We start from the raw sequence: 23354 nt of genomic DNA, 5'->3' as shown, positions 1-23354 counted from the left end.
CAATGCAATGCTTTACATATTGCTTTCTATCGCACCAACTTTCTCACGGTACAAATCAATTGGTGCATCTAAAAGAACGGCGATTATAGTCAATTGTTTATCTAGCTTATCTTCTGGAACCGGAATGTAAACTATTCCGGGTATTTTGCTCCAGTAAAGCTTATTGTATATTTCATGCGGAAGCATTGTTCCTTCGCCAACAATTCTTATCCTGCTGATGTTGTTTTTTAATCCTTTTATGGCAATTGGTCCGGTTGGTTTGCCCTCAACAAAAAGATAAAGTGTTTGCTTGTCTGCAGATAGAACTGTTTTGCCTTGATAATGACCAGCGGGAATTCCTGTCGTGGTTTTATACAAAGCTTCAGCATGTTTAATTACCCAATCATTAATATCTTGATTGCCATTTTCAACTCCAGATTTGAAGCCCAAACCATCGGCAACTAGATTTGTACTTTGAAATAAGTTTATTCCATTATTTAAATCCGCAGCTAGCTTTCTTAAATTTATAGGAGTCGACTCTTCTTTTGATGAAAACAATGTTTCCATGGAAATTGACTTTAATTTTTCATCGGATAGTTCAATCGGCTCGTTTAGTGAAACTTTTAATACGGTAACATCATTATCAAAAGCACTCTCGTTTAAATCTAATAAGTAATCGGTTTCGTTAAGCTTAACTATCTTTACGGGCGCTTTATTACCAACAATTTCAACCTTATTAATTTTTGATTTTATGCCAGAAAGGAGCAATCCATTTGCCGTTTTATAATCTATGTAAAGGTAGAGCACATCTTTGTTTTTAGATAGAGAAGTTTTACCAACAAAATGAGTAGATGGAATGCCGGCTTGCGTTTCATAAATGGCTTCAGCATGTTTTTTCGTCCAGCGACCCAAATCTTTCAATATTTTAACTTGCTGAGGCGCAATTGTCCCATCTGCTTTCGGGCCAATATCCAGCAGTAAATTACCACCCATGCTAATACAATCAACTAATGTGCGGATAATCATATTTGATGATTTATAGTGATTATCATAAGGCTGATAACCCCAGGAATCGTTCATAGTGTAACAAAGTTCCCAATATTTCGATTCGGGCTTAACAACCGGAACGCCCTGTTCTGGTGTTTCATAATCGCCATTTTCATCCAGCCGTGAATTGATAATGATGTTTGGGTTGTTGTTTTTTAATATAGCTCGAACTTTATCGGTTTGCCATTCTTTCGCAGTATGCTCCCAATCGCCATCGAACCAAACCAAATCGGGTTTATACTGCGTAGAAAGTTCTTTAAGTTGAGTTTGGTAGTAGTTTAAAAAGTTATTCCACCGTTTAGGTTCGGCTTTAAAGTCGTAACGTTTTCTGTCGCGGGTAAAAATATCATAATCAGGGTAACTCCAATCTGGCAAAGAAAAATATAAACCAGTTTTGAGTCCGGCTTTTTTTAAATCTTCAACAAAAGGTGAGATTAAATCTTTCTTTGCAGCACTATTGTTAATCGCAGTAGTTGCTTTTGCTGCTTTTGTATCCCAAAGGGAAACCCCATCATGATGTTTAGTGGTGATGACCGCATATTTTGCACCACTCTCTTTAATCAGATTTACCCATTCTTGCGGATTGTATTTCTCGGCAGTAAATCCATTAAGTTGTTTCATATATGCATCATGGTTGATGTAATTATTATAAAAAGCCCACGATTCGGAAATTCCATTTACAGAGTATATGCCCCAATGAATGAAAATGCCAAGTTTCGCATCAGCAAACCATTGCATTTTTTGATTGATAGCAGGTGTTTTTTGAGCGAAAATATTTGTGCTTTGAGTAAGTATTAAAATGGATAAAAGAAGTTTTAAAATCCGCATGATTAGTTGAGTAATATGACGGCTTAAATATAACCTTTTCAGATTTTTTACCAAGAAGAATGATGAAATAACATGGATTTAAGAATCAAAATTTAGCTTCTTACGTTATTTAAAATTGTCATTTCTGTTGTGTATTTCTTAAAACAATGTTGTAAGTAGCACAATTAAATTGGTGTGACCTAAACTGCTTAATAACAAACTGTTCAAAAAACTTCTCGCACAAAAAAGCCGTTCCGATAAATCGGAACGGCTGTAAAATATTTGGTTTAGTAATTTACCATTTCTTTTTGCGGTCGCCACCTTCACGGTTTCCGCCTTCACGACTTCCACCTTCTCTACGTGGACTACCACCAGTGTTTCCACCTTTATCTTCACGGCTACGGCCAGAGAAATCTCTAAAACCGCCACCAGCGTTTCCGCCTTCACGACTTCCGCCTTCACGACTTCCGCCTTCTCTACGACCGCTACCGCCAGAACTTCTTCTGTCGCCGCCGCCGCTACCGCCACGGTAACCACCGCCACCGCCGCTTCTGCGTTCTCCGCCAAATCCACCGCTACGTCTTTCACCGCCACCGCGTCTTTCGCCAGCGCCTTCACCGCGACCACCATCTCCGCTTTTTTCAATGCGAACCTGGCGTCCGTTAAACTCAACTGCTTTAAAGCCTTCAAAAACTTTGTCAGCAACATCATCTTCTACTTCAAAGAAAGAGAAAACACCTTTTAAATCTATTTTACCAACGCTTTTGCCTGCTATTTTACCATTGTTACAGATAAAAGATAACATATCGCCACGTGTAAATTCATCTACCGAACCTAAGTTGATAAACAAACGAGTATAACCTTCGCTACCACGTCCGCGTCCTGCTCTATCGCCACGTTCACCTCTTTCTCCACGATCATCGCCAACAGCTGCATTTAAATCAGGTGCTTTTGCATAATAATCTAAAAAACGGTTAAACTCTAACGAAGCAAAACGTTTAATTACATCTTCTTTAGATAAATCTTTAAATTCATCCATTATACGAGGAATGTACTGATCAATTTGCTCTACATTAACTTCTACATTGTGTACTTTATGTACCAATGAGAACAATTGTTTTTCGCAAACATCAAATCCTGTAGGTAATTCTGCTTTGGTAAATTGTTTACCAATAATGCGTTCTAACTGACGGATTTTTCCAACTTCTTTAGAGTTGATGATACAAATTGAAATACCTGTTTTACCAGCACGACCAGTACGGCCAGAACGGTGGGTATAACTTTCAATTTCATCAGGTAATGAATAGTTGATTACGTGAGTAACACCACTAACATCAATACCACGAGCAGCAACATCTGTAGCAATTAACAATTGCATATTACGCTCACGGAAACGTTGCATTACTTTATCACGTTGTTGTTGTGATAAATCGCCATGTAAGGCATCTGCATTGTAACCATCTTTAATCAAATGCTCAGCAACATCTTGTGTATCCAATTTGGTTTTACAAAATACTACAGCAAAAATTTCAGGGTTGAAATCTACAATACGTTTTAAGGCAGCATATTTATCACGGGCACGAACAATATAATATTCGTGTTCGATATTTACATTACCTGTGTTTTTTGTACCCATAGTTAATTCTACAGGGTTATCCATATAGTTTTTAGCTATGCGGCGAACTTCTGCAGGCATTGTTGCCGAGAATAACCAGGTTTTTTTGTCATCAGGAGTGGTTGATAAAATGTCGTTAATGTCATCCTGGAAACCCATGTTTAACATTTCGTCAGCTTCATCAAGCACAACATATTTAACCGAAGAAAAATCAATTGCCTTACGGCCAATGATATCCAACATACGGCCGGGCGTGGCCACTACAATTTGTACGCCTTGGCGTATTTCGCGTAGTTGTTGCATAATGTTAGCGCCACCGTAAACGGCAACAACATGAGCATTAGCAATGTTTTTAGAAAAGTTTTTAAGGTCGTTAGTGATTTGCAAACATAACTCACGTGTTGGGCATAAAATTAATGCCTGTGGTTTATTAAGTTTAAAATCAATTAGTTCTAACAGCGGCAAACCAAATGCGGCTGTTTTTCCTGTTCCTGTTTGGGCCAAACCAACGAAATCATTAGTGCCTTCTAACAGTACAGGAATACTTTGCTCCTGAATAGGCGTTGGAGTTTCAAATCCAAGGTCCTTTACGGCATTAACGACGTCATCACTTATCCCCAATAATTGAAATGGGTTTGTCATTCGTCTTTTATTTATTTAAGCCGCAAAGGTAAGGTTAATATTCCGTATTTTACTGATGGTTAGGTAAATACTTTTTTATGTGAAATAATTGATTTTTAATGAGTTGAAGATTTAATTTTTATTTGTTCGACCAGATTTCACCTTTCCAACCAGTTTTGATAGATTTTGCTTTCGAAAAATAAGAGTTTTTAAATTTACTGCTTTTCAAAAATCCATCTAATTGAGTTGTTAAATAATCAAAAACCTGGGCTTTTGTTAATCCCTTGTAGTCATTTAAAGGTATCGGAAAGTACATCTCTGAGGGCATAAATTCAATTTTAGCTCTTTGATAGGTTTTTGATACATCGTAAGTATTTATACCAGTTAAGCAAAGCGTGTAATCATTCTCTCCTTCGAAAACATCAAATTGATACTCAAATATTGCTTTTTTTGGCTTATCATTTTCAGCGGTAAATGTTAGCCATTCATTCACTGTTTTAAAACGTGAAACAAAATTTGGAGGAGGTGGTCCAACATCATCTTCCTCTACAGTAAAAGAGCCATGCATGACCTCTGTTTTGTTAATTATCATATTTTTTTCATTAGTGCATGCCATTAATTGTACGATTGATAGCATTAAAAGAATATGAATGACTTTTTTGAATTCGACCATTGAAGTTATTGGGATAACCATTTTTTTATATTAACCCTGGATACCCTAAATATAAAATAAAATCCCCAGGAAAAAAGGAAAACTGATCGGAAGCGTAAAATTGGCCATGTTTCCAAAAATCACATTTTGTCGGTTGTTTCCACCAAAATTAGGTAAAGACCGTTTAAATGAAGAACTCTATTTTTTCTTTACTTTAATATATTTGAGGAAAGTTTTTTAGAATTTATTTATCGCAATCTTTCAGCCGAGCGTATTAATTTTTCATCTTTATTTATGCCGAAAATTGCTAATACGCAGAATAGAATGGAAATTGCTGGTAAATATGCCCCGAAATCAAAATGTGCGCCATCAATTCCACCAGGAAGTTTCTGAGCAAAAATACTGCACCAAAAAGCAAATGCACCAATTGCTATGATGGATAATATAGCAATTCGCTTTTGTAAGGCTCTTTTTCTAAAGTTAAAAATGTTTACAAAACAAAGAAGTGCTACTACTATATTTGTGATTAATAATGGTGTAAATTGTTCTTTCAATAAACCCGGACCAGGTTTGCCAACCACATCCTGATATAAACCAACAGTATGTATAGAAGTTTCTACGGTCTTATTCTCTTTGGTTAAAACCGGCAAAAATAACATTAAAACCAAAACGATTGCCGCTAAAAACAGCCAGATAGATTGTACTCTTTGTATCATGATAAATAATATGATTTCGGCAAATTTAGATTTTTTATTTGGAGGATAAAAGAACATGTATTAATCTTTGTTCTTTAATCGTTGCCCCTTTATATTTACTTTGTTCCTTAATCTTCGAAAACGTATTTTTGCATCGCTTTGAGTAAAAAAAGGTATTTCATAAAAATTGCATACGATGGTAGCCTATATCATGGCTGGCAAATGCAACCGAATGCAATTACAGTTCAGGAGTTGTTGGATAAAGCTATGTCAACTTATTTTAGGCAGCCAATTGAAACGCTGGGCTGCGGCAGAACAGATTCGGGCGTACACGCAACAGAATTTTACGCACATTTTGATGTAGAAAATATAGCAGAAGAAAAGGTTTTGGCGGCAGTTGCAGGTATAAATGCCATGTTGCCTTATCAAATTGCAGCTTATCACATTATTCCAGTTGCTAATGATACGCATGCCAGATTTGACGCCACCTCTAGGGCTTACAAATATTACATTCATTTTAAGAAAGATCCTTTTAAACTAAATCGTTCGTGGTTAGTTAAAGATAAGTTGGATGTAAATTTGATGAATCAAGCCGCGAAGGAATTATTAAATTATACTGATTTTTCTTGTTTCAGTAAGTCAAATACGCAAACTTTTACCAATAATTGTAAAATTGTAAAAGCTGATTTTGAACAATTAAGTGATGGCATGGTTTTCACCATCGAAGCTGATAGATTTCTTAGAAATATGGTTCGGGCAATAATGGGTACTTTGGTAGAAATTGGTAAAGGCGAAATAAACATAGAACATTTTAAAGCAATTATAGAAAGCAAAAATCGCAGCAAAGCCGGTCAATCAGTTCCTGCTTGTGGCTTATATTTAGTAAAAGTAGAATACGATTATATATAGATATCAGTTGTCAGTTACCAGTTGTCAGTTACCAGTCTGGGTTCAAAAAAAGATTTAATCAAATAAACCTTTAACCGAAACAACTTCTAAACCGACAACGGAAAACAGACAACAGACAACCGAAAACAGACAAATGGCAGTAACAGGCGAAGTATATAACACAGGATTGCTGAAACGTATTTTTAAATATGTAAGGCCTTATCGTGTCATATTTATTTGGTCGGTGGTATTAACAGTTTTGCTGGCTGCAATTTCTCCAATTCGTCCTTTTTTAATAGGTTATACTTTAGATAAATTTATTTTAAATGGCGATTACAGCGGTTTAGAAAGGATGACATTTATCCTCATTTTCATTCTTTTACTTCAAACCATTTGCCAGTACAGCCAAACTTTAGCTACCAATACTTTAGGTCAGTCAGTTATTCGAGATTTGCGTATTTCTGTATTTAACCACATTACTAAACTCAAATTAAAATATTTCGATAAAACACCAATTGGTCAGCTAATTACCAGAACCGTATCTGATTTGGAAACCATTGCAGATATTTTTTCAGAGGGATTAATTTCTATGATTGGCGATTCGCTACAAGTAGTAGTAATTGTTGGATGGATGCTTTACATAGATTGGCAATTAACAATAGTGGTTTTGCTGCCTATTCCATTATTAATTATCGCAACAAGGAAATTTCAAAAATCAATAAAAGTGGCTTTTCAGGAAATCAGAATGGAAGTTTCCAATCTAAATACTTTTCTGCAAGAACATATTACCGGAGTTTCTATTGTGCAGTATTTTGCCAGAGAGGAGCAGGAATTTAAGAAATTTAATACCATAAACAAAAGGTATCGTGATGCAAACATTCGCTCAAACTGGTACTATTCGATATTTTTTCCTGTTGTAGAATTAATTTCGGCAATGTCTTTAGGGTTGTTGATTTGGTATGGTTCTAAAAGCATTTTAGAAAAACCGCTAGATGTATCGCCGGGAACTATTACAAACTTTATCATGTATTTGGGGATGGTTTACACGCCAATACGCCAACTGGCAGATAAATTTAATACGCTACAAATGGGTATGGTTGGCGCCGAACGTGTATTTAAAGTTTTAGATACCGATGAAAGAACGCCTGATTCTGGAACCATTGCGCCAGAAAAACTTCAAGGCAACATAGAGTTTAAAAACGTATGGTTTGCATATAATGATGAAAATTTTGTACTCAAAGATTTGTCATTCAGTGTTAAGGCCGGCGAAACCGTAGCTTTGGTTGGGGCAACTGGTGCAGGTAAATCATCAACCATAAATATTCTTAATCGTTTTTATGAGGTTCAAAAAGGAGATATAACGGTAGATGGAATTGATATCCACGATTTCAAACTCGATTATTTACGAAGCCATATTGCAACGGTTCTTCAGGACGTTTTCTTGTTTTCTGATACAATTCTGAATAACATCACACTAAATAATCCTGAGATAAAAATTGAAGAGGTTGTAGATGCCGCTAAAAAAGTAGGTGCACACGATTTTATTGAGCGACTTCCTGGAGGCTATCAGTATAATGTTATGGAAAGAGGAGCAACGCTTTCTGCCGGACAAGCACAGCTCATCTCTTTTATACGGGCTTTGGTTCACAATCCTGCCATTTTGGTTTTGGATGAAGCCACATCATCAGTTGATACCGAAACTGAATTACTCATTCAGAAAGCAATTGATAATTTAATGGATGGCAGAACTTCAATAGTAATTGCCCATCGGTTATCTACCATCCAAAAAGCCGACCAGATTATTGTTTTAGATAAAGGTGAGATTAAAGAAAAGGGTACGCACCAGCAATTGTTAAAACTTAACGGTTATTACAAAAGATTATACGATTTGCAGTTTTCATCATCTGGAATAGCGAAAGTATAGCTACAATTATCCGCAAGAAATTCTTAATTTACCATCTTCTTAAACTCAATTCGAAGATGAAGTCATTAAAGCTATTTGCAATCCTATTTTTCTCATTACTAACCCTTAACATTTCTGCTCAACAGAAAAAATATGTTATGGTTATTCACGGTGGCGCAGGAACCATTCTGAAAAAAAATATGACACCCGAAAAGGAAGCTGCATATATAGCTGTTTTAACACAGGCTTTAAAGGCAGGTTATGCTCAAATTCAATCGGGTAAAAGTAGTCTTGATGCCGTTGAAGCAACCATTCATATTTTAGAAAACGATCCGCATTTTAATGCAGGTAAAGGTGCAGTTTTTACCCATGATGGTCGTAATGAACTCGATGCCGCAATTATGGATGGAAAAACTTTAATGGCGGGTTCGGTGGCTGGTGTAACTACGGTAAAAAACCCAATCTCAGCAGCCAGAGCAGTTATGGAAAAATCAGAGCATGTGATGATGGTTGGTTCTGGTGCCGATCAGTTTGCAAAGGAAGCAGGTTTGGAAATTGTAGATCCTAAATATTTCTGGACTAAAGAACGTTGGGATGGTTTGCAACGGGCGATAAAAGAAGATTCTACTAAAGCTGTTTTAGACCATGGAAATAAAAAGTCAGAGCTTTTGGGTATCAAAAATCACGATTATAAATTTGGTACTGTTGGTTGTGTAGCTTTAGATAAGGCAGGTAATTTAGCGGCCGGAACATCTACAGGCGGCATGACAAACAAAAAATACGGTCGAGTTGGTGATGCACCAATTATTGGTTCAGGAACGTATTGTAACAATGAAACTGCAGGCGTTTCTTGCACGGGTTGGGGCGAATTTTACATTCGTAATGTGGTTGCTAAAACCATTTCTGATTTAATGGAATACAAAGGTTTATCGGTTAATGAAGCATCAAAAATTGCATTAGATAAAGTAGGGAAAATGGGTGGCGATGGTGGTTTAATCGCATTAGATAAGAAAGGTAATGTTGCCATGCCATTTAATACAGAGGGTATGTATCGCGGAACCATTACAGCCGATGGTAAAATAGAAGTAAGCATTTACAAATAATGAAAAAACAGCTTTTATTGCTTTTTCTGCTTGCAATTTCTTTTGGCACTTATGCTCAAAATAAAGGCAACCTATTTATTATTGGCGGTGGAAACCGTTCTGATGCGCTAATGAAGCAAATGCTCCAAACTGCCAATTTAAAATCAGGCGATTATATTATTGTTTTGCCGATGGCAAGTACCATACCTGATTCTGGTTTTAAAAGTTTTTCAGCGCAAATGAATAAAATTGATAACCACCAGGTTAAAAACTTCAATTTTAGCAAACATGATGTTAACGATAAAAACTGGATTGATTCATTATCAGCAGCAAAGTTAATTTACATTTTAGGTGGCGACCAAATTCGTTTCATGAAGACGGTTTTAAACACACCTGTTTATGATGCGATTCATAAAGCATATAAAAATGGGTCTACTATTGCCGGGACTAGCGCAGGTGCAGCTGTTATGAGTAAGTACATGATTACCGGCAAACAACTATTGGATACGGTTTATAAAGAAACATTTAATAAACTATGGGATAAGAATATAGAATTTGAGGAAGGCATGGGTTTGCTGGAAAATACCATAATTGATCAACACTTTTTAAAACGTAACCGATATAACCGATTAATATCTGCACTAGCTGCACATCCAAAAATGATTTGTATTGGTATTGATGAAGGCACAGCCATTATTGTTCACAACGCTAAAGCTATGGTAGCGGGCGATAGTCAGGTAATTAGATTTGCAAAACCGATAGCATTGACGAAAACTGAAAAGGGTTTGTTAAAATTTAACCAGGCAGATTTTGGAATTTTTACCGCAGGCGATGTAATTGACATCTTACCTTAATTCATTTTTTCAACACAAAAAATAATTCTATATTTCATTTTCTAAATACATAAAATGAAATCCATCCTTTCCAATTTAACATTTCAGGTTTTAGTTGCCATAACAATAGGCATCCTTGTAGGTGCTTATTTTCCTGAGTTTGCGCCAACTGCGAAACTTATCAGTCAGGGTTTTATTAACCTGATAAGTATGTTAATAGCACCAATTATCTTTTTTACTATTGTTTTGGGTATCGCACACATGGGCGATATGAAGAAAGTTGGTCGCGTTGGAGGAAAAGCACTTTTGTATTTCGAAATCGTTAGTACAGTTGCCATTGCCATAGGTTTATTGGTTGCCAATGTTCTAAAACCTGGTGCTGGTATGGTTGCTAAAGCAGGTGATGCAACAAAAATTGCTGGTTATGCTGAGCAAGCCAAGGATATGAACTGGGCAGAATTTTTTCTGCATATTATTCCACATAATGTATTTGCTGCTTTTGCAGAAGGAAATATTTTACAGGTATTGCTATTTGCAATCCTTTTTGGCTATGGTTTAAATAAATTGGGCGGCGACGGAACTTCAGTTTTAAATGCTTTTGATAAAATTTCGAAAGTGCTGTTTAAAATAATGAAGTTAATAATGCGTTTGGCGCCAATCGGAGCATTCGGCGGAATGGCTTTTAGTATTGGTACACATGGTTTGCAAAGTATAGTTGGTATGGCGAAGCTTATGGGATCTGTTTATCTAACCTGTATTTTGTTTATTTTTATTGTGCTAAACGGCATCTGTAGGTATTATAAATTTAGCCTTTGGCAGTATCTTAAATTTATTCGACAGGAAATATTAATTGTATTAGGGACATCGTCTTCGGAATCTGCACTTCCAAGCATGATGCAAAAAATGGAAGACATTGGCTGCGATAAATCGGTGGTAGGCTTGGTTATCCCGACAGGTTATTCATTTAATTTAGACGGTACGGCGATTTATTTAGCAATGGCGGTAATTTTTCTTTGCCAGGTTTTTAATGTCGATTTATCAATAGGGCAGCAAATTACTGTGCTCGGCGTATTAATGGTTACTTCGAAAGGTGCTGCGGGTGTTACGGGTAGTGGTTTTATTGTATTAGTTTCTACTTTAACGGCACTTAAAATAATGCCCATTGAACATATTTCCATATTAATAGGCGTAGATCGTTTTATGAGCGAAGCAAGAGCAATTACAAATGTTATCGGTAATGGTGTAGCTACAATTGTTATTGCTAAAAGCGAAAATCAATTTGATGAAGCAAAGTATTACAAAGCCATACAGCCAGCGGCAATAGAAAGGGGAGAGGAAGATTAATTGTTATTACTCATAAATATATAAACAGTATTTACGTACACAATTTCAAATTTCACAACATAATCTGGAACAATAAATATCGAATTAGAAAATATACTTAAAAACAAAACAGTGGTAAATAAGAAAAGGAGACCTTATCCAAGCGTCTCCTTTTTTTCTAACCAAATATAAACCTGTTATGAGCCAGGCTTTGTCTTAAATTCTCTATCGGTGCTTAATGCATTTCAAGAAAATGATTTATCTTTTTTAACTGAATAAACTATCTCCGTTTATTACTTTACAAATATAGTAAAAATTTTCTTAGTGTAAAAAATACACTAACAATTTTTTAAGTATTTATTTTGTCATTTTTTATTTACAATTCTTTTTTTAAAAGGTTTTGCTAATAATTGTAGTTGTATTACAAATATAGGTCCAAAATCTGTTCATTTATTATTAAATATTATCAATTCATGGTATAATATGTACAGAATTTGAAAAATTATACTGATTATCTCAAAATTTTAAAATTAATCCCTGTTTTATTGTTGTTCTGTTGTACTTAAACGATTATACTAAAGTTTTATTTAAAGTTAAACGTTAAAGTATGTTAAATTAATAATATCAATCGTAACCAAAAATGTTACTAAAATAAAAAGGCTCCAAATTGGAGCCTTTTATATATACTAATTGTGGTTAAATATTATAAGCTTGCGTAATATTCTACGAACTTAGCAAGTGCAGATGAATAACCCCATTCGTTATCGTACCAAGATACAACCTTAACAAAATTATCATTTAATGAGATACCTGCTTTTGCATCAAAAATAGATGCGTGGTCATCACCGATAAAATCAGAAGAAACAACTTCATCTTCAGTATAAGCTAGTACACCTTTTAATTCACCTTCAGATGCAGCTTTCATAGCAGCTTTAATTTCTTCGTAAGTTGCTGGTTTTTCTAAACGAACCGTTAAATCTACAACAGAAACATCAGCAACCGGAACGCGGAAAGACATACCTGTTAATTTTCCTTTCAATTCTGGTAATACCATTCCTACTGCTTTTGCAGCTCCTGTAGATGAAGGAATAATGTTAGAGAAACCACCACGGCCACCTCTCCAGTCTTTTGCAGATGGACCATCAACAGTTTTTTGTGTTGCAGTTACCGCATGGATTGTGCTCATTAAACCTTCTACAATACCGAAGTTATCGTTTAAAACTTTAGCAATTGGTGCTAAACAGTTTGTAGTACAAGATGCATTTGAAACGATAGTTTGATCTGCAGTTAATTTATCATGGTTAACGCCCATAACATAAGTAGGGATATCACCATCTTTTGCCGGAGCAGAGAAAACTACTTTCTTGGCACCTGCTGCAATGTGTTTTTCAGCATCAGCACGAGTTAAAAATAATCCAGTTGATTCGATAACAACTTCAACACCAACAGCATCCCATTTCAAATCAGCAGGATTGCGTTCAGCAGTTACACGAATTGTTTTACCATTTACAACTAAATTTCCATCAACAACCTCAATTGTACCATCAAACTTGCCGTGAGTTGTATCGTACTTTAACATATAAGCCATATAATCTGGCTCAATTAAGTCATTTATTGCTACGATATCTAAACCTCTCTTTAAAGCAGCTCTGAAAACCAGTCTGCCAATACGGCCAAAGCCGTTTATTCCAATTTTGCTCATTGTTTTGTTAATTAATGTAATGTTTTAATAAATTAAGTATTGGTTCTTTAATAATGCTTTTTATCTTAATATCATACTTTTCTGCTGTATGTGCTAATCTATCTTCAAATTCTGCCGCAACTGTACCAACGAAATGTAAATCTTCATCTGGGTACTGTTCAACCATTGGTAATATACAAGTTTGAAAATGCTTTTCAAACCCATCATCAACCATTCTTATAATGAAACCATGTTTATTGTTTTGGATAAAAAAATCAAAAAAAGAACTTAAAAAAATATTAGCCTGCGGTTTATTGTAAATTCTTTCGAAAACTTGAGATCTATCCAGATTATACGCTCCAATAAATTTGGTTTCTAAGTCTTTCGGCAATTTTTTATTTAGAAAACTTTTTAAAAGCATTTTGCCTAAATAATTTGCCGAGCCTTCATCACCTAAAATATACCCTAAACCAAAGTTGTTCGTCAGGGGGTTTTTGCCATCAAAATAAGCGCAATTTGAACCGCTTCCCAACATAGCTACAATGCCTGATTTATCATAACATGCAGCTTTTGCGGCTCCAAATAAATCATTTTCTACAACAACTTTGCTATATCTAAAAAATGATGATAAAGTTTTAGCCAACTCGTTTTTACGTTCTGTAGATGATGCACCTGCAGCAAAAAAGTATATTTTCTTTATATTTTCGGCGTTGTTTACCAGTGTTACCTTTTTATTTAAAATTTGCAGAATGGTTTTTGCATCAACAAAGCAAGGGTTTATCCCTGATGTATTGCAATGTGCCACAACGACCCCATTTTGTGTTAATTTCCAGAATGCCGTTCTCGAACCGCTATAAACAACCGCTACCATTATTTTAAATAGATAAAACCTCCGTCATTTCCATCAAATCATCTTCTAATTTGAATGAGTGATTTGATAAAGCATCTTCTATACTTGTTAATTTTATCTCGTTTCCTCTTAAACCAACCATTTGAGCGCTTTCGCCAGCAATTAATGCGTTTACTGCTGCATAACCCAATCTGCTTCCTAAAATACGATCGAAACTGCTTGGGCTTCCACCTCTTTGCAGGTGACCTAAAATAGTAACCTTCGTATCATAATGATCGAATGTTTCTTTAACCTTTTTAGCAATATCGTAAGCACCACCTTGCTTATGTCCTTCGGCAACAATAACAATGCTCGATGATTTTTTAGTTGCAGCACCTAAGGCTAGTTTTTGAATTAAATCATCAACGCTGGTTTCAACTTCAGGCAGTAAAACTGCTTCAGCTCCGCTTGCAATAGAACTTCTAAGTGCGATACAGCCAGAATCTCTACCCATAACTTCGATAAAAAACAATCGGTCATGTGCATCAGCCGTATCTCTAATTTTATCAATTGCTTCTATTACCGTATTTATTGCGGTATCGTATCCTAAAGTAAAATCAGAACCGCTTAAGTCGTTATCAATGGTTCCCGGTATGCCGATAACTTTTACACCGAACGTTTCGCCGAAACGTTTTGCACCCGTAAAAGTTCCATCGCCGCCAATAACCACCAACCCATCAATATCATTAGCTTCTAAATGCTTGTATGCAATTTCTTGTCCCTCATCTGTTTTAAATTCTAAACATCGGGCAGTTTTTAATATCGTTCCGCCCAAGTGTAAAATATTGCTTACAGAACGGGCATCCATTGGTTTTATATTGTTGGAAATTAAACCCTGATAGCCTTGCATAACACCAAACATGTTGATGCCATGGTAAATTCCTGTACGAACAACCGCTCTAATCGCAGCATTCATGCCGGGAGCATCGCCCCCTGAAGTAAGTACAGCTATATTTTTAATATTTGGTTTCATCTTCGTAGTACGAATATAGTGTGTATTTTCTACACTAAGTAATTTATTTTATTTTTTTTACTTAATATTGAAAGTCATACCTTTAACGCTTAAATTAACTAAAATTTACTTTGGAACAAATTTTACCTCATTTAGATTCCGTTTTCTCCATTGACTGTGTGCTGTTTGGTTTTGATGGTAAAGAATTGAAAATCTTACTTATCGAAAGAAATGAAGAACCTTTTAAAGATTGGTGGGCACTGCCTGGTAATATAGTTGGGGCTGACGAAAGTTTAGATCAATCTGCTGCCAGAATTTTATACGAACTTACCGGACTCCGTGGCATTTACATGGAACAATATTATGCTTTCGGCGACCCTGGAAGACACCCTCAAGGTAGAGTAATTACACTTGCATATTATGCTTTAATCCGTTTAGGCGGAGATAAAGATTTACGACCAGTAAGTACTTATGCAAAGCAAGCCAATTGGCTTCCAATCACTTCTTTGCCGAAACTAGCTTTCGATCATCAAAAAATATACGATAAAGGTTTAGAGAAAATTAAGCGTAGAATAAAGCATCAGCCAATTGCTTTTGAATTATTGCCAGAAAAATTTACCCTAACTCAATTACAACATGTTTACGAATTGGTTTTAGGTAAAAAATTAGATAAGCGTAATTTTAGAAAGAAGATAGTAAGTTTTGGTGTTTTAAAAGAACTTGATGAGAAACAAAAAGGTGTTTCGTACAGAGCAGCAACGCTTTATAAGTTTGATAAGAGAAAATACGCCAAACTTTTCGGCAAAGAGATTTCTTTTTAAGTAGAGAATATTAAGTATCAGGTATTTAGTATCAAGTATTTAGTATCAGGTATTAAGTAAAGATCTATAATATTGCTAAGGCCTAGATACCAACGTAAAATGCCCGTTTTGAAACATCAAAGCGGGCATTTTTGGTTACCAATGACTAATGAACCAATGACTAATGAACTATTTTATCCCTTCGGAGATAATTCCATGTGGTAATGCACTAAGTCATCTATTGGCGAGCGGATAATTTTCCCTACACCCATTTCATATCTGTCTGCAACAATACTTAAAATATCGCGGAAACTGTAACCTACAGAACCCACACAATTTAATTTGTGATCTTTATAGTTAGGGTAGTGAATAACCAAAGCTTCGAAAAATGCAGTGAATGCATAATCGATTGTTTTGTAAGTATAATCTTCGTAGCTATCTTTAAAATCGTATAAAAATTTACTAAAACTTGCGCAGAAACGGTTTGGCAATGGTTTGTTATAAATGTTATCGAAAATATCTTCGTTGGTTAGAGCGTAATTATCATAAAAAGCTTCTCTTAAACCTTTCGGCATATAACCTTTCATATAATCGCCTAAAATGCGTTTTCCGATATAAGAACCGCTACCTTCATCACCCAAAAAATAACCCAGCGAATCAATATTTAAAGTAATATCATTTCCATCATATAAACATGAATTGGTTCCTGTACCTAAAATAGCAGCAAATCCGGGCTCGTTACCCAAAAGTGCCCGGCAAGAAGCTAGTAAATCATGACCAACAAAAATTTCTGCATTAGTGAAAACTTGTTTCATGGCATCGGCAACAATTTTTTTGTTACTTGGCGTAGAGCAACCTGCACCATAGTAATAAACCGCCGTTAACTTTTCTCTTTCCAAGTGGTCTGGAAGAGTTTCGTTTAAAGATTGTACAATATATTCTCCTTTTGAAAAATATGGATTGTAACCTTCGGTATTAAAGTAAATTTTTCTGCCGGCCTCGTTAATCAAGCACCAATTTGTTTTGGTTGATCCACCGTCTGCAATTACTATCATTTTTTATATTTTTGGTTTTAGCACGATAAAAGTATAAAAACTCTTATATTTTGTATCCTTTTTTTTAATAATTTTTTAACAATTTGTTGTTGTTTAAATATAAGTGTGTAAAAAATACACTATATAAGCGGTTTAATGCGCTCAAAACATTAAAATTATACCATAAAAGATATTGGTCTTATTTTTAAAATGAGCTATATTTTATAAATTTTATATCAATGAACAATCAAATAATAGATTTTAGGAGCGATACGGTTACCAAACCAACAGCAGGAATGCTTGATGCAATGATGAATGCAAAAGTTGGCGATGATGTTTTTGGTGAAGACGAAACGGTTCATAATTTGGAAGCAAAGCTTGCAGGTATGTTTAATATGGAGGCAGGATTATTTTGCCCCTCGGGAACAATGACAAACCAAATCGGTATTAAATGTTTTACGCAGCCAATGGATGAAGTAATTTGCGACCAAACGGCGCATGTTTATCGATATGAAATTGGTGGAATTGCATTTCATTCTGCTGCATCCGTAAGGTTATTGCATGGCCAACGCGGAATTTTAACACCTGAATTAATTGAGCCAGAAATTAATGAAGATAATATTCATTATCCAAATTCGAGCTTAGTTGTTTTAGAGAACACCGTAAATAAAGGTGGAGGAAGTTGCTACAACATATCGCAAATTGCTGCCATTCATTATTTATGCAATATAAAGGGTTTAAAACTACATTTGGATGGAGCCAGAATATTTAACGCGTTAACTGCAACTGGTGATAATGCACATGAATATGGGAAATATTTTGATGGTATTTCAGTTTGTTTATCTAAGGGTTTGGGTGCGCCTGTCGGATCTGTTTTATTGGGTAGCAAGGCAACAATTCACAAAGCCAGAAAGATTCGAAAAGCTTTTGGAGGTGGGATGAGGCAAGCGGGTTTTTTAGCTGCAGCCGGAATTTATGCATTGGATAATCATGTAAATCGTTTGCAGGAAGATCATCATCATGCTAAAAGTTTGGCTTCTGCGCTGGCTAAAACAAGCTATGTAAAATCGGTTATGCCGATTGAAACCAATATTGTAATTTTTGAGGTGGAGCAAGGCTCAGCAGAAAAGGTGGTTCATCAGTTTAAAGAAAAGGGATTACTAAGCAACACAACCAGTTCTAGCACGGTAAGGTTGGTAACACATTTGGATATTAGCCCTTCAATGATTGATCAAGCGATAGAAATAATATTACATTTGCGTTAGGGTGGGATGAGGTTGAGATTGAGGTTAAGATTGAGGATGAGGTTGAGATTGAGGATGAGGTTGAGGTCGAGATCGAGGTTAAGTTCGAGGCAGAGGTTGAGAATTGCAAATCAGGACTTAATAGTGCCGATTCAAACCAACCAACCGACCATCTATCCAAAAAACTAACCACCTAAAAAACCAACAAGCTAACAAACCAACCACCTAAAAAACTAACCAACTAAATACTAATGAAGAAAATTCTTATAGCCAATCGCGGAGAAATCGCCTTGCGTATTATGCGTTCGGCGAAGGAAATGGGTATCAAAACTGTAGCCGTATATTCTGATGCTGATCGTGACGCTCTGCATGTACGTTACGCCGATGAGGCAGTTTGTATTGGTCCGCCGCCTTCTAATCAAAGTTACCTTTTGGGCGAAAAAATTATCGATGCTTGTAAAAAAACAGGTGCCGAAGCCATTCATCCCGGTTATGGTTTTTTATCAGAGAATGCTGGTTTTGCTAAAATGGTTGCCAATGCGGGATTAATTTTAATCGGTCCGTCGCCAGAAGCTATGGAAACCATGGGCAACAAATTATCGGCTAAAGCTGCGGCACTTAAATACAATATTCCGATGGTTCCAGGTACTGAAGAGGCCATTCAGGATGTAAATGAAGCGAAGCAACGTGCCGTTGAAGTTGGGTTTCCGATTTTGATTAAAGCTGCGGCAGGTGGTGGTGGAAAAGGAATGCGCATCGTAGAAAGGGTTGAAGATTTTGAGGAGCAAATGCAGCTTGCAGTTAGTGAAGCTACATCAGCGTTTGGTGATGGCGCTGTGTTTATCGAACGGTATGTAACTTCACCACGACATATAGAAATACAGGTTTTGGGCGATACACATGGTAACATCGTCCACCTTTTTGAACGCGAATGTTCCGTGCAACGCCGCCATCAAAAGGTAGTTGAAGAGGCTCCATCCGCTGTGCTTACAGAAGAAATTAGGCAACAGATGGGCAAGTGTGCTGTAGATGTAGCTCGATCTGTAAATTATACCGGGGCAGGTACTGTAGAATTTATTTTAGACGAAAACCTGGATTTTTTCTTTCTGGAAATGAATACCAGATTGCAAGTAGAGCATCCGGTAACAGAATTAATTACAGGCATTGATTTAGTGAAAGAGCAAATTAAAATTGCGTCTGGAGAAAAGTTAAGTTTTACTCAAAATGATTTAAAAATTAATGGTCACGCTGTAGAATTACGCGTATATGCTGAGGACCCTAATAATAATTTTTTGCCTGATATTGGAACTTTGCAAACATACAAAACCCCTAAAGGAAATGGCGTAAGGGTTGATGATGGCTTTGAGCAGGGTATGGAAATACCAATCTATTACGACCCAATGATTGCAAAACTTATCACATTTGGAAAAGATAGAGCGGAAGCAATAGAGCGAATGATTAGAGCGATTGAAGAATATGAGATTACAGGGATAGAAACTACTTTGGGTTTTGGTAAATTTGTAATGCAGCATGAAGCTTTTAGAACCGGCAATTTTGATACGCATTTTGTTAATAAATATTTTAATGCAGGCAGTTTAAAAATGGAAGATGAAACGGAAGCTATAGTAGCTGGAATTATTGCCTCAAATTTATTTAGTAAAAAAGCCGAAGTTTCAGCAGTAAAAGAAAGTGCGAAAATTTCTTCCGATTGGAGAAAAAACAGATTACAATTTTAGAATAGCTTAAACATGTTTACCGGAATTATAGAAACGCTTGGCGAAATAACTGCCATTCATACAGAGCAAACCAATGTTCATTATACCATATCATCTCCAATTAGTAGTGATTTAAAAATAGATCAAAGTGTGGCGCATAATGGCGTATGCTTAACTGTGGTATCCTTAAATGATAGCACTCATACGGTAACTGCTATAGATGAAACCTTGAGGAAAACAAGTTTAGGTAGTCTTAAAGTTGGCAGCAAAGTTAACCTTGAGCGTTGTATGCAAATGAATGCTCGTTTAGATGGTCACATCGTTCAGGGTCATGTAGATCAAACTGCAGTTTGCGTAAAACGAGAAGAGCTTGATGGAAGTTGGGAGTATAGATTTAAGTATGATGCATCTTTAGGAAATGTAACCGTAGAAAAAGGCTCTGCATGTGTTAACGGTATAAGTTTAACAGTAGTTAATTCTGCCGAAGATGAGTTTTCTGTTTTTATTATTCCTTATACCTTCGAACATACCAATCTGCAAGATGTATTTGTTGGCGATAAAGTTAATTTAGAATTCGATATCATAGGAAAATATGTTGCCCGTTTAATGGGGAAAACTATTTCTTAATGTCTTCCATTCAGCATGTATAGTAAGGATGAAGCCGCACATTTGCGACAGCAGTTTTGGATAAGCTTTGGTCAGTACATGAAACCTGTACCATCGGTAACAGGTTATCCGGTAAATTGGATCAACTACAAAACCGGCGTAAAAAACATCTTTTTTAAAATGGATGTGACAAATAAAAGTGCGGTAATATCCATTCAGCTTACGCATCAAGACGCTGACATCAGGAATTTAATTTTTAATCAGTTTGAAGAATTTAAGTTGATGTTTGGCAATGCTATGAATGAGCCATGGGATTGGATAGAAAATACTACAGATGACTATGGCAAAACAATTAGTTTAATATCTGCTTCACTCGATGGTGTAAATATCTACAACCAGCAGCATTGGCCACAACTGATTTCTTTTTTTAAACCTCGTTTAATACTTCTTGACGAATTTTGGGATAATGTAAAACCAGTATTCGAAGATTTAGTCTGAAATTTTAAGTTCTTCCATTCTACTTTTAACGTATTTAATCTCATCCTTGTCTTTGATGGGATTTGGCTTACTCTTTAAATACAAGCTGTAATATTTACTAGCTTGTTTTATTTGTTTATATTTCAAATCGTAAAGAAGCGCAAGCCTGTAATAAATATTTGGTTCAGCTTTAAATTCTAATCCCTTTTTGTATGCGGAGTTTGCCAATGCAAGTTTATCGCTTTCTTCATAAACCAATCCGAGTAGGGCATAGTAATTTGATGTATTGGTAGAAATTCCTTCTTCGATAGTTCTTTTTGTGTAAGCAATTGCCGCAGGATAGTTTTTTAATGCCCTATAACTTAAAGATGTGTAATAAAGTGTAGCTTCATTTTGCATCGCCAAAGTTTCTAAAAGCTTAAATTTTGCGATGGCTTTGTCGTAGTTTTTAGTGAAATAATATGCCTTTGCAACATCTTTAATAACCAAAGCATCCTGATCTACCTGCAAAATCTTTTCTCCTGATAAAATTACTTCATCATACTTTTTCAAAAAATTGGCTACTGGCAGTATTGCTTTTTTTAGAATAATATTACCTGAATCAGCATCAATTGTAATATTCAAAACTTTGTAGGCTATCGCATGCTTTTGTAAACCAATATATACGTCAGCTAAATCATAAGCAACATCAGCCTCTGTTGGATTTAGTTTATTCGCTTTTATTAAGTAAACCGAGCGCAAAGAATCTTTTGTGGTTAGGATATCTGCAAGTAATTTATAAACCGTAAAATTGTTGCTGTCTATCTTAACAATTTCACCATAATATAGCTTAGCCTTATCGGCATTGCCTCTTCTCCAATTAATGCTGGCTAAACTAAATAGCGTAGGTAAATTATTTGGTTTTATAGTATTTGCTTTAGCGTAGTATTTTTCTGCTTCAGCGGTATTGCCGCTCATTAAGTAGCAATAACCTAGTTGACTGAGTTTTATAACATCAGAAATATCTTCTCCATAAATACTTTTTAAATATATCGCTGCTTCCGCATATTTTTGATTTTGGTAATAATCAAAAAGTTTCTCTTTATCTAATGATGAGTTTTCCTGAGCAAATAATACTGAAGATATCAGCATAAAAAGCAGAAGCGAAGCAAAGGTTTTCATAGAAATTAATTTTAACTAATTTATTAGTTATTCTTTTAACTTCCAAATAGATTTTAAAGTTTTTCAAACAAAAACAAAATCGACTTGTTACGGGTTATTAATAAAACAATTAATAATTAAAATAAGAAGCTATGAATACTTTAGAAAAGTTTGAGTTAATGGAGAAGATTGTGCGTGAATTAGAAGATTTACAAAATTCTAACCAGGCACTTATTCAAAAAATTGGTAAAATCGAAGTAGATAACATAGAACTAGGTGATAAACGCTTAGAAAATGATTTACCTGATATGCACCAAAGAGTTGCTGATAACTTAGATACCATTACTGCAATACTTCAATACTTTGCTGATAAAACAGAAAACTTTGGAGATAAAAACAATGTAGATGCTTTAAAAGAGCAACAAGCAATTAATGATGCAACTAGCTAATCTATAACCTTAAATCATCCCTATTGTTATGAAATCAATCTATCTATTTGTTGCCTGCATAGTTGTAGGCTTTTGTGCAAGTGCACAAATACTGCCTACATTCCAACTAGGGGTAAAAGCAGGTGCTAACTTTTCTAAGTTTGATACCGAAAATACTTTTAGTAGTGATAACAGGACCGGTTTTTACGGCGGCTTATGGGCAAGAGTAGGTGGAGGGGGAATTTTTTTCCAGCCAGAACTTTACATTTCTGGTAAGAAAACAAACTTGATTAGTGATGCAACTGGTTTAGTTAATGAAGTAAAATTTACCAGTTTGGATGTGCCATTGTTAATAGGAACAAATTTGGAGCTGCGGGTGTTGGTTTGAGAATTAATACCGGACCAATGTTTTCTTTAATTTTAGATAACAAACAAAGCATTGGTCAGGCTACTGGAAATGTTTTTAGTGGTAATTTTAAAGATCAAGCTATTTCATGGCAATTTGGTGCCGGTTTAGATATCAAAAAGTTAAGCATCGATGCTAGATACGAATTGGGATTATCTAAATTAAATAAAGATGGTTACCCACCAACAAAACTTAATTTGTTTACCATCAGATTAGGTTACCGTATATTTTAAATTACCCATAAATAGAAAAAGGGGCAAAAACTTAAATAGTTTTTGCCCCTTTTTTTTTAATTAGATTTTACTGTTCTTCATCCTCGTCTTCTTCATTAAATTCTTCATTTAATAAAGTTCCTTCTCCATCAGCGTATTCAACTTCATCTTCAGTATATTCGGTTTCGTCATCTTGTTCTTTATCTTTTGGATCGGGTTCGTAAGTATTGGTAATACCTATTGTAGCAGTATCAAAAGCTGCTACATCTTGTTCTGCAGTTAAATTATAATCTTGATTTTCCATGGTAGATGATTTAAGTTTTCT

23 protein-coding genes are annotated in these 23354 nt (G+C 35.5%); 13 read left to right on the top strand and 10 right to left on the bottom strand.

The genetic code is table 11. The features are described 5' to 3' along the window. Positions 1–12: 12 nt before the first annotated feature. From D7004_RS15375 to D7004_RS15360, 4 genes are all read right to left on the bottom strand, one after another. Positions 13–1854: an alpha-L-fucosidase gene (locus D7004_RS15375; RefSeq protein WP_123206724.1), complete on the bottom strand. Its 1842-nt coding sequence runs from the start codon at positions 1852–1854 to the stop codon at positions 13–15. Positions 1855–2128: 274 nt separating this feature from the next. Beyond that, the gene (locus D7004_RS15370) at positions 2129–4090 is read right to left on the bottom strand and encodes a DEAD/DEAH box helicase (RefSeq protein WP_123206723.1); all 1962 of its coding nucleotides are present in this window, start codon (positions 4088–4090) and stop codon (positions 2129–2131) included. 118 nt (positions 4091–4208) lie between these two features. After that, positions 4209–4661 carry a hypothetical protein gene (locus D7004_RS15365; RefSeq protein ID WP_148042818.1) on the bottom strand — a complete coding sequence of 151 codons (453 nt, stop codon included), beginning with the start codon at positions 4659–4661 and terminating at the stop codon, positions 4209–4211. 308 nt (positions 4662–4969) lie between these two features. Further along, positions 4970–5437: a DUF4293 domain-containing protein gene (locus tag D7004_RS15360; protein WP_167459512.1), complete on the bottom strand. Its 468-nt coding sequence runs from the start codon at positions 5435–5437 to the stop codon at positions 4970–4972. Positions 5438–5575: 138 nt separating this feature from the next. Between D7004_RS15360 and truA the strand changes: the two genes are divergently transcribed. From truA to D7004_RS15335, 5 genes are all read left to right on the top strand, one after another. Continuing rightward, positions 5576–6325: a tRNA pseudouridine(38-40) synthase TruA gene (gene truA / locus D7004_RS15355; RefSeq protein ID WP_208646864.1), complete on the top strand. Its 750-nt coding sequence runs from the start codon at positions 5576–5578 to the stop codon at positions 6323–6325. Between the two features lie 133 nt (positions 6326–6458). Continuing rightward, positions 6459–8228 carry an ABC transporter ATP-binding protein gene (locus D7004_RS15350; RefSeq protein ID WP_123206719.1) on the top strand — a complete coding sequence of 590 codons (1770 nt, stop codon included), beginning with the start codon at positions 6459–6461 and terminating at the stop codon, positions 8226–8228. A 56-nt stretch (positions 8229–8284) separates the two neighbouring features. Continuing rightward, positions 8285–9310, top strand: coding sequence for an isoaspartyl peptidase/L-asparaginase family protein (locus D7004_RS15345; protein ID WP_123206718.1), 1026 nt, complete (start codon positions 8285–8287; stop codon positions 9308–9310). Beyond that, the gene (locus D7004_RS15340; RefSeq protein ID WP_123206717.1) at positions 9310–10143 is read left to right on the top strand and encodes a cyanophycinase; all 834 of its coding nucleotides are present in this window, start codon (positions 9310–9312) and stop codon (positions 10141–10143) included. Before D7004_RS15345 ends, D7004_RS15340 begins: the two co-directional genes overlap by 1 nt. A gap of 54 nt (positions 10144–10197) precedes the next feature. Beyond that, positions 10198–11466: a dicarboxylate/amino acid:cation symporter gene (locus D7004_RS15335; protein WP_123206716.1), complete on the top strand. Its 1269-nt coding sequence runs from the start codon at positions 10198–10200 to the stop codon at positions 11464–11466. 682 nt (positions 11467–12148) lie between these two features. On the opposite strand, the gene gap is transcribed toward D7004_RS15335, so the two are convergent. From gap to pfkA, 3 genes are read right to left on the bottom strand one after another with little or no spacing between them, the layout of a single operon-like run. Beyond that, positions 12149–13147: a type I glyceraldehyde-3-phosphate dehydrogenase gene (gene gap / locus D7004_RS15330; RefSeq protein WP_123206715.1), complete on the bottom strand. Its 999-nt coding sequence runs from the start codon at positions 13145–13147 to the stop codon at positions 12149–12151. A gap of 7 nt (positions 13148–13154) precedes the next feature. Continuing rightward, on the bottom strand, positions 13155–13997 hold the full coding sequence (locus tag D7004_RS15325; protein ID WP_123206714.1) for a hypothetical protein: 843 nt from the start codon (positions 13995–13997) through the stop codon (positions 13155–13157). 4 nt (positions 13998–14001) lie between these two features. Next, the gene (pfkA, locus tag D7004_RS15320) at positions 14002–14988 is read right to left on the bottom strand and encodes a 6-phosphofructokinase (protein WP_123206713.1); all 987 of its coding nucleotides are present in this window, start codon (positions 14986–14988) and stop codon (positions 14002–14004) included. 110 nt (positions 14989–15098) lie between these two features. Between pfkA and D7004_RS15315 the strand changes: the two genes are divergently transcribed. Beyond that, on the top strand, positions 15099–15788 hold the full coding sequence (locus D7004_RS15315) for an NUDIX hydrolase (RefSeq protein ID WP_123206712.1): 690 nt from the start codon (positions 15099–15101) through the stop codon (positions 15786–15788). A 173-nt stretch (positions 15789–15961) separates the two neighbouring features. On the opposite strand, the gene D7004_RS15310 is transcribed toward D7004_RS15315, so the two are convergent. Further along, on the bottom strand, positions 15962–16822 hold the full coding sequence (locus tag D7004_RS15310) for a BadF/BadG/BcrA/BcrD ATPase family protein (RefSeq protein WP_123206711.1): 861 nt from the start codon (positions 16820–16822) through the stop codon (positions 15962–15964). Positions 16823–17040: 218 nt separating this feature from the next. Here D7004_RS15310 and D7004_RS15305 point away from each other — a divergent pair, with 218 nt between their 5' ends. The 4 genes from D7004_RS15305 (at position 17041) to D7004_RS15290 (ending at position 20864) form a co-directional block, all read left to right on the top strand. Further along, on the top strand, positions 17041–18066 hold the full coding sequence (locus D7004_RS15305) for a threonine aldolase family protein (RefSeq protein ID WP_123206710.1): 1026 nt from the start codon (positions 17041–17043) through the stop codon (positions 18064–18066). A 230-nt stretch (positions 18067–18296) separates the two neighbouring features. Further along, positions 18297–19781 (top strand): acetyl-CoA carboxylase biotin carboxylase subunit, encoded by a 1485-nt coding sequence (gene accC, locus D7004_RS15300; RefSeq protein WP_123206709.1) that lies wholly within the window; start codon positions 18297–18299, stop codon positions 19779–19781. A 12-nt stretch (positions 19782–19793) separates the two neighbouring features. Beyond that, positions 19794–20387: a riboflavin synthase gene (locus D7004_RS15295; protein WP_123206708.1), complete on the top strand. Its 594-nt coding sequence runs from the start codon at positions 19794–19796 to the stop codon at positions 20385–20387. A gap of 15 nt (positions 20388–20402) precedes the next feature. Then, positions 20403–20864 carry a DUF4268 domain-containing protein gene (locus D7004_RS15290; RefSeq protein WP_123206707.1) on the top strand — a complete coding sequence of 154 codons (462 nt, stop codon included), beginning with the start codon at positions 20403–20405 and terminating at the stop codon, positions 20862–20864. On the opposite strand, the gene D7004_RS15285 is transcribed toward D7004_RS15290, so the two are convergent. Continuing rightward, the gene (locus D7004_RS15285; protein WP_123206706.1) at positions 20856–22004 is read right to left on the bottom strand and encodes a tetratricopeptide repeat protein; all 1149 of its coding nucleotides are present in this window, start codon (positions 22002–22004) and stop codon (positions 20856–20858) included. The two genes, D7004_RS15290 and D7004_RS15285, sit on opposite strands and share 9 nt — an antisense overlap. Before the next feature lie 131 nt (positions 22005–22135). Between D7004_RS15285 and D7004_RS15280 the strand changes: the two genes are divergently transcribed. The 3 genes from D7004_RS15280 to D7004_RS21040 are packed head-to-tail and all read left to right on the top strand — an operon-like array spanning position 22136 to position 23050. Then, entirely contained in the window at positions 22136–22432 is a 297-nt protein-coding gene (locus D7004_RS15280; RefSeq protein ID WP_123206705.1) for a hypothetical protein, read from the top strand. A gap of 28 nt (positions 22433–22460) precedes the next feature. Beyond that, complete coding sequence (locus tag D7004_RS21045) at positions 22461–22799, top strand: outer membrane beta-barrel protein (protein ID WP_244214356.1); 339 nt, start codon at positions 22461–22463, stop codon at positions 22797–22799. A 17-nt stretch (positions 22800–22816) separates the two neighbouring features. Beyond that, the gene (locus D7004_RS21040; protein WP_244214355.1) at positions 22817–23050 is read left to right on the top strand and encodes a hypothetical protein; all 234 of its coding nucleotides are present in this window, start codon (positions 22817–22819) and stop codon (positions 23048–23050) included. Between the two features lie 67 nt (positions 23051–23117). On the opposite strand, the gene D7004_RS15270 is transcribed toward D7004_RS21040, so the two are convergent. Beyond that, entirely contained in the window at positions 23118–23333 is a 216-nt protein-coding gene (locus D7004_RS15270) for a hypothetical protein (protein ID WP_123206704.1), read from the bottom strand. Positions 23334–23354 lie beyond the last annotated feature (21 nt).

The sequence above is a fragment of the Pedobacter jejuensis genome, from assembly GCF_003725795.1.
Lineage (GTDB): Bacteria > Bacteroidota > Bacteroidia > Sphingobacteriales > Sphingobacteriaceae > Pedobacter > Pedobacter jejuensis.
Note: the sequence above shows the minus strand (reverse complement) of the source record. Positions and strands in the feature narration are given on the sequence as shown.